8 protein-coding genes are annotated in these 5,785 nt (G+C 33.0%); all 8 read right to left on the bottom strand.

The window, feature by feature from the left end:
- Window positions 1–521: 521 nt before the first annotated feature.
- Window positions 522–1,274, bottom strand: coding sequence for a hypothetical protein (locus MWU32_RS05335; RefSeq protein ID WP_246938320.1), 753 nt, complete (start codon window positions 1,272–1,274; stop codon window positions 522–524).
- A 128-nt stretch (window positions 1,275–1,402) separates the two neighbouring features.
- The gene (locus tag MWU32_RS05330; protein ID WP_246938319.1) at window positions 1,403–1,882 is read right to left on the bottom strand and encodes a hypothetical protein; all 480 of its coding nucleotides are present in this window, start codon (window positions 1,880–1,882) and stop codon (window positions 1,403–1,405) included.
- Window positions 1,883–2,050: 168 nt separating this feature from the next.
- A complete protein-coding gene (locus MWU32_RS05325; protein ID WP_246938318.1) occupies window positions 2,051–2,470 on the bottom strand; it encodes a hypothetical protein in 420 nt (139 codons plus the stop codon).
- Between the two features lie 143 nt (window positions 2,471–2,613).
- Window positions 2,614–2,898, bottom strand: coding sequence for a hypothetical protein (locus tag MWU32_RS05320; RefSeq protein ID WP_246938317.1), 285 nt, complete (start codon window positions 2,896–2,898; stop codon window positions 2,614–2,616).
- A complete protein-coding gene (locus MWU32_RS05315; protein ID WP_246938316.1) occupies window positions 2,895–3,536 on the bottom strand; it encodes an elongation factor Tu in 642 nt (213 codons plus the stop codon). Before MWU32_RS05315 ends, MWU32_RS05320 begins: the two co-directional genes overlap by 4 nt.
- A 223-nt stretch (window positions 3,537–3,759) precedes the next feature.
- Window positions 3,760–4,206 carry a DUF4844 domain-containing protein gene (locus tag MWU32_RS05310; RefSeq protein WP_246938315.1) on the bottom strand — a complete coding sequence of 149 codons (447 nt, stop codon included), beginning with the start codon at window positions 4,204–4,206 and terminating at the stop codon, window positions 3,760–3,762.
- A gap of 160 nt (window positions 4,207–4,366) precedes the next feature.
- Window positions 4,367–5,044 carry a hypothetical protein gene (locus MWU32_RS05305; RefSeq protein WP_246938314.1) on the bottom strand — a complete coding sequence of 226 codons (678 nt, stop codon included), beginning with the start codon at window positions 5,042–5,044 and terminating at the stop codon, window positions 4,367–4,369.
- A 152-nt stretch (window positions 5,045–5,196) separates the two neighbouring features.
- A complete protein-coding gene (locus tag MWU32_RS05300) occupies window positions 5,197–5,766 on the bottom strand; it encodes a hypothetical protein (RefSeq protein ID WP_246938313.1) in 570 nt (189 codons plus the stop codon).
- Between the last annotated feature and the right edge of the window lie 19 nt (window positions 5,767–5,785).

Here is a 5,785-nt window from a genome sequence, read left to right as displayed (position 1 = left end):
TGTTGTGTACAGGCTTTTCATTATCCGTCCGAGTGATTTTCTACGAGAATGTTCCATCTTGATTGGTTTAATTTTTTATCCGCAACGATTCCGCTCGAGTAAAGTCTGCTGTGAATGTTCCGTTCAGATTGGTTTTATTATTTATTCGCAACGATTCCGATCTGATTGGTTTGTTTTTTTATCCGCAACGATTCCGTCCGAGTAAAGTCCGTTGGGAATGTTTCGATCTAATTGGTTTTATTTTTATCTGTTATGATTCCGTTCGAGTAGATTCCGTTGGGAAAGTAGCTCGGCAAACCAGTTTTATTTTTGCCTTAAAAAACCAAAAAAATTTTTTGAAAAACCTGGTGGTGATTTCTGCGATATTCAGCTTGTACACAACGTTTGGTGTAAGAATAGTTGCGTGGGATAAACACCTAAAATAGTAAATATTGACCGAGCCTGTGGAAATTCCGCAGGAATTTCCAAGTAGGCGAGAACCAGCAATTATTTTTACACAGTGTTGGCAACTGGCTTTTATTTTATTCAACTAATTTCAATTCAGTTCGTTTTGTCTTTTTTAGTTTCTCTATTTCGTAATCAGTTAAATTCCATATGTAAATCCGATTATTGACTTCACTTAAATTTCCAAATTCCGATATAATTTTCTTTTGTTCTGAATTCGATAAATGTGATTTGTTCAAATAGTTTATTGGATATAAATTCTTTAATGTTCCGTTTAAAATATTGATTTTAGTTAAAGTCCAAATATGGTCTTTTTCTAAAATATTGACTGAAGTTGAAAATAATCCTTTTTTAATTTTTCTTTCAGTTCCAGAGTCATAATTCGAGTCTAATTGTGTTATATATCCATAATCAAAATCTAATTCGTTTATTATAACTCTATTTAATTCTAAAATTGAATCTCTATCGCAATATTTTGTGCTTATTTGAAGAGAAAAGTCAATTGTATCTTTTTCAGGTTTTTCATTTAGATTCAGCATTTGGTTGCTGATTGAGAAATATGTTTCGGTTTTTTCAGAATCGAAATCGACAAAGCAATAAACCAGTTCTTTATTAGATTTTAATGCTTTTTCAAATCCGCTTTTGGTTTTATAGATTGATTGATAATTAATGTCAAAAGTTTTTGCTTTAAGTTCCGTTAATTGTTCAATTCGTTCAATACAGAAAAGAATTTTAGATTCCATTTCAAACGTTTCTGCTGAATTTTGGTCAGTCAGTTTGAATAGTTTAATTATCCAGTTTTTTGTTCTATTTTTCTTTAGGAACTTCATTTTTTAGCTTGTTGCCAACGGTCTTGTATAAGATTAGTTGCGTGGTTTAAGCACCTAATTTAGCAAATACAAACCGAATAGAAAATCCGCGAGGATTTTCGTAAGTAGGCTTGCACCAGCAATTAATTTTATACGGTGTTGGCAACAGTATTTTTTAATTCAGTCGGTTTATTATTTATTCGTCTAATTACATATGAAATCAAAAGTCCGATTGTAAATGTTGTCAGAATCGTACAAACAACAAAAGCGATTATCGGTGGAATCATCATCAGAAATTTTTCCTCCGCAACAGTTATACCGACAATCAGACAAAAAGTTGTCCAGATTATTAAATTCACAACAGTTGAGTATTTAAAAGAAGTCAGAAGTAATGATTTTCCCTTTTTGATATTCTTATAGGCTAATTTTCCACCAATCCAAAGAGCAATCAGAAACGCAACTACAAGTCCGATTGTAGATATTCCATATGTTCCAATTATTACCATTGTCAAAAGTCCTTCTCCAGTTAATAATAATGGAATCCAAATAGTCGCAATTACAGTCAAAATTCCGATTGGTGCTCCAATCAGATATGAAGTCAGAATACTTTGTTTTAATTTCTTTTCCATTCGTTTTGCGTTTCGTTCGGATATTGTTGCCAACGTTTATGTGTAAGAATAGTTGCGGTGGCAAGCATCTAAAATAGTAAACATTTACCGAGCCTGTGGAAAATCCGCAGGATTTTCCAAGTAGGCGAGAACCAAGCAATTATTTTTACACGGTGTTGGCTGTAGGCTTTAATCTTTATCTAATTTCATCAATATTAATCGGTCAGGATTTAATTCTAAAATAAGAAATCTTTTTCCAAAAACACCCAATGCAGGATCGGTTGTTAAAGTCCGATTATTTGGGTCAATTTTCCACGTGCCCAATTTTGGTGTTGTTTGACCATCGTGTTTTTCAGAGTTTATTGGATATCCAGTTTTGAGTCCACCGTTATAGTGAAATATTGTAACTAGGTCTTGGTATTCCCTAGTATATTCCAGTCTTTTAGTCATTATGATTCTACCATTGGGTTCAGTTTTATTGATTTCCCATGCTTTTGAATAGTTGCCATATAAGTATCTAGGATTAATATTTTCTTCGCCCTGGTTTTGACCAATAGTAATTCCAATGGTTAAGAAAGTTATTATTAATATTAGATTTTTATAATTCATCGGTTTTTTCAGCTTACAGCCAACGTGTTTGTGTATGATTAGTTGCGTGTTTTAAGCACTAAAGTTAGCAAATAAATCACAGATAGAAAGTCCGCGAGGACTTTCGTAAGTAGGCTAAAACCAGCAATTAATTATACACGGTGTTACCTGCTGGCTTTTAACTTTTCAGTTATAATGTCAAATATTTTTTCTTCATTCCCTTTCCTAAAATACCAAGTTGCATTAAAAATTGTTTCTTTCAATCCACTTTCGTTATATTTCATTTTGGATAATGGCAAATGAGCTAAAATTAACTCGCTGATGTCAAAATTCACAAATGGTGAATCAGATGCTTGATTCCGAATTTTGTAGACCAAAGACTTGACTTCGGAAGTCGTGCTGTTTTTATAATATTCTTTATTATCGAATTTTGTAAAGTTGTAGTTCATTTTATTTTTTCTTTTCCGAATTCGTTATTAAAATCACGAACTCTTTTTTCGGGATATTCATATTCTGCGTTCATCAGTAAATCTCTCCAATCAGTTCGTGTTAATTCAATCATTTTTTTCAGATGAACAATGTCCTTATTTCCTGCAAATATTAATGCTCGAATTATTCTTTGACTTCTAAAATCCTTGTTGGAAATTATTAATTCTTGGATACTTCTTTTAGCTTCTCCAGAGTTATTCCCATAATCAGATTCAAGTCTATTTTTTATGTCAGTTGGATATAAATTCAGATTTATTATCTTTTGGTCAATATCAGATTCGCATTGTAAGTCAGTATTTATAATCTCGATTATTTTTCCGAAACCAATAGTGCGACTTCCTTCGCAAAATTTGAATTCCATATTTTCATATAATCGTTTTGTAAAGTATTCAGTTCCTAAAATTGCAATTTCTGCTTTTACTTTTTCTCCAGGTTCAACTTTTTCTTTTCCAATATAAGTCTGGTTTCCTGAAGTTAAATATTCTGGGTAATTGTCAAATTCAATATGTGGTCGATAACCAGAACTTGCGTATCCTTTTCGTCCACCTTGTTCAGTAGATAAAAATTCTAATTCAGATATGAAGTCTATTTGTTTCACGATGGTTTGTTCAGCTTGCAGGTAACGTTTATGTGTAAGAATAGTTGCGTGGCAAGCATCTAAAATAGTAAACATTTACCGAGCCTGTGGAAAATCCGCAGGATTTTCCAAGTAGGCGNNCATCTAAAATAGTAAACATTTACCGAGCCTGTGGAAAATCCGCAGGATTTTCCAAGTAGGCGAGAACCAAGCAATTATTTTTACACGGTGTTGGCAACAGTTTTTATTTTTCTTTTATCAATTCGTTCGGGTCAAATCCGTACATAAATTTATTTAATTGTCCATTTGAACTTGCCAATTCCACAATGTCCATTAATTCCTCAATGTATGTGCAAACCCTTTCTCGGTCTTCCGTATCTAATTCCAGATAAACATTCGCAAATCTTGAAAGTCCAATTCCGATTTTTTCTTGATAGTTTTTGTCAGTTGGTTTTTCCGATTCCGCAACAGTTTTAAAATCCGTTGCGATTTGGTTTATTTTTTCCGTAAAAATTGGTCGCATTTTTTCGTCCGCAATTCCAGGATAAAAATTTTCTTCTACGAACTTTTTCTTTGCAATAAATTCCGCAAACTTTTCATTCGCATTTTCAGGTGTTTTCATTTCAGTCGCATTTTGTCCGCAAGCAGATAATGTCAAAAAAATTATAAAAATTTGAATGTATTTCGTCATTTCTCAAATTGTTGCCAACGGTTTGCGCATAACGAAAGTGGCGACTTAAAATGCGCAATTTTTTCGGTTAAGGTTTTACGTTTATAAAAATACGCAAAACTCCCGTTTCAGCCTCAAATCTCGCCATTTTTGTTATGCGCTGTTAGGCACTGGCTTTTCTTTACTCTTTAATAATCACCGAAATTCCCATTCCATGAATCGAAAATTCGGGATATTCATTTAAGTCCGCATTTGGAATATACTCTTCGTAATACTCTTTGTCGAGTAAATGAAATTTTTCAATGCCATATCTTCTTGTGGTTTTGCCAAATTGGTCGAGAAACGCTCCGATTTGTTTTTCAAGCCACGAGTTCATTAGAAATTCATTAAGTTTTTTATAGCTGATATTTTCCTGTCCAAATTGAGATTCATAGTCTTTCGAGAGTTTAGTTGTCAAGTCCTTGTAAAATATTGGCGGTCTGGGAAAATATAGTGAGCGTAAATTCTCGGTGTCAAAGTCTTCTTGAATTATGGGAAGGCATTCATTAATCTTGTTTAGGACTGTCGCTAATAAAATAGGTTTTTTATTGAATGCACTTATTTGAATTGAATTGTCCCGCTCGTACTCTGTCACTCCAATTTTGAGGTCTAAAGTGTCTTGTCCAATTGTCCAACAGTAGGTGTATGATTTTGAATAGAATCCAACTTCGTAGGACTTGTTGAGTTCATTTTCAATTTTGACCAAAACTGTGTCTTGAGAACTTTCGGAAGTCGAAGAGTCTGTTTTCTCTTTCTTCTGTTCCGAATTGTTACAAGACAATAAAGTCAGAATGATTATGAATGGAAGTATCGGTTTCATTTTTTAGCTTGTGCCTAACGGTCTTGTATATGAAAAGTAGCGGATTTTATACACTAACATTTCGGATTATAACTGACCTTTAATTTATTCATTTTGTTTTGATTAAGCGATTAAACCGCTATTTTTTATATACGTTGTTGTAGCAAGTACTTTTACTTTTCAAGTTCCGCTACTTTTTTTCTTATATCTTCTCGCAGAATAAATTCCGCTGTTTTTTTATTCACAAGTTTGTCATTCGAACTGCTCTGTGTTTGATACCAATACCAAGTTTCTTGTAAAACAATGATGTTTTTAGGTAAGGCCTCATAAACTTTTCTTTTTCCTAAACTACCAGAGATTTTAAATTTATCTTGTTTGTAAGTCCGAGTGTTTCGTTGTTCTTTTTTGATAAAAGCAAAATGTCCAGTATTGAAAACAATTCCTAAATCATTTTCACGATTGTAAACGTCAAGTATTATTTGTCCTCCATCTTCTAATTCGTAAAGGATATATTGCTTGGTTTTGAATCCAAGTTTTTCCAATTCGTCAATAATGATTGGAACTGCTTCGTGTCTTCGCAACCAATCCGTCGTGGTCGATTTTGTTCCACCAGATTGATAATATTCATAGTAATTTTCCGAGTTGATTTTTGGATTTGGCTTTTCGTCAGTTTGCGCTTTACAATTCGTAAAGGTCAGAATTAAAATTCCGAAAACTATGGTTTTAATATATGTTCTGTTCATTTCGCGTATTTGCTACAAC

The organism is Gelidibacter sp. F63206 (assembly GCF_023015735.1).
This window is presented reverse-complemented; position numbering and strand designations above follow the sequence as displayed.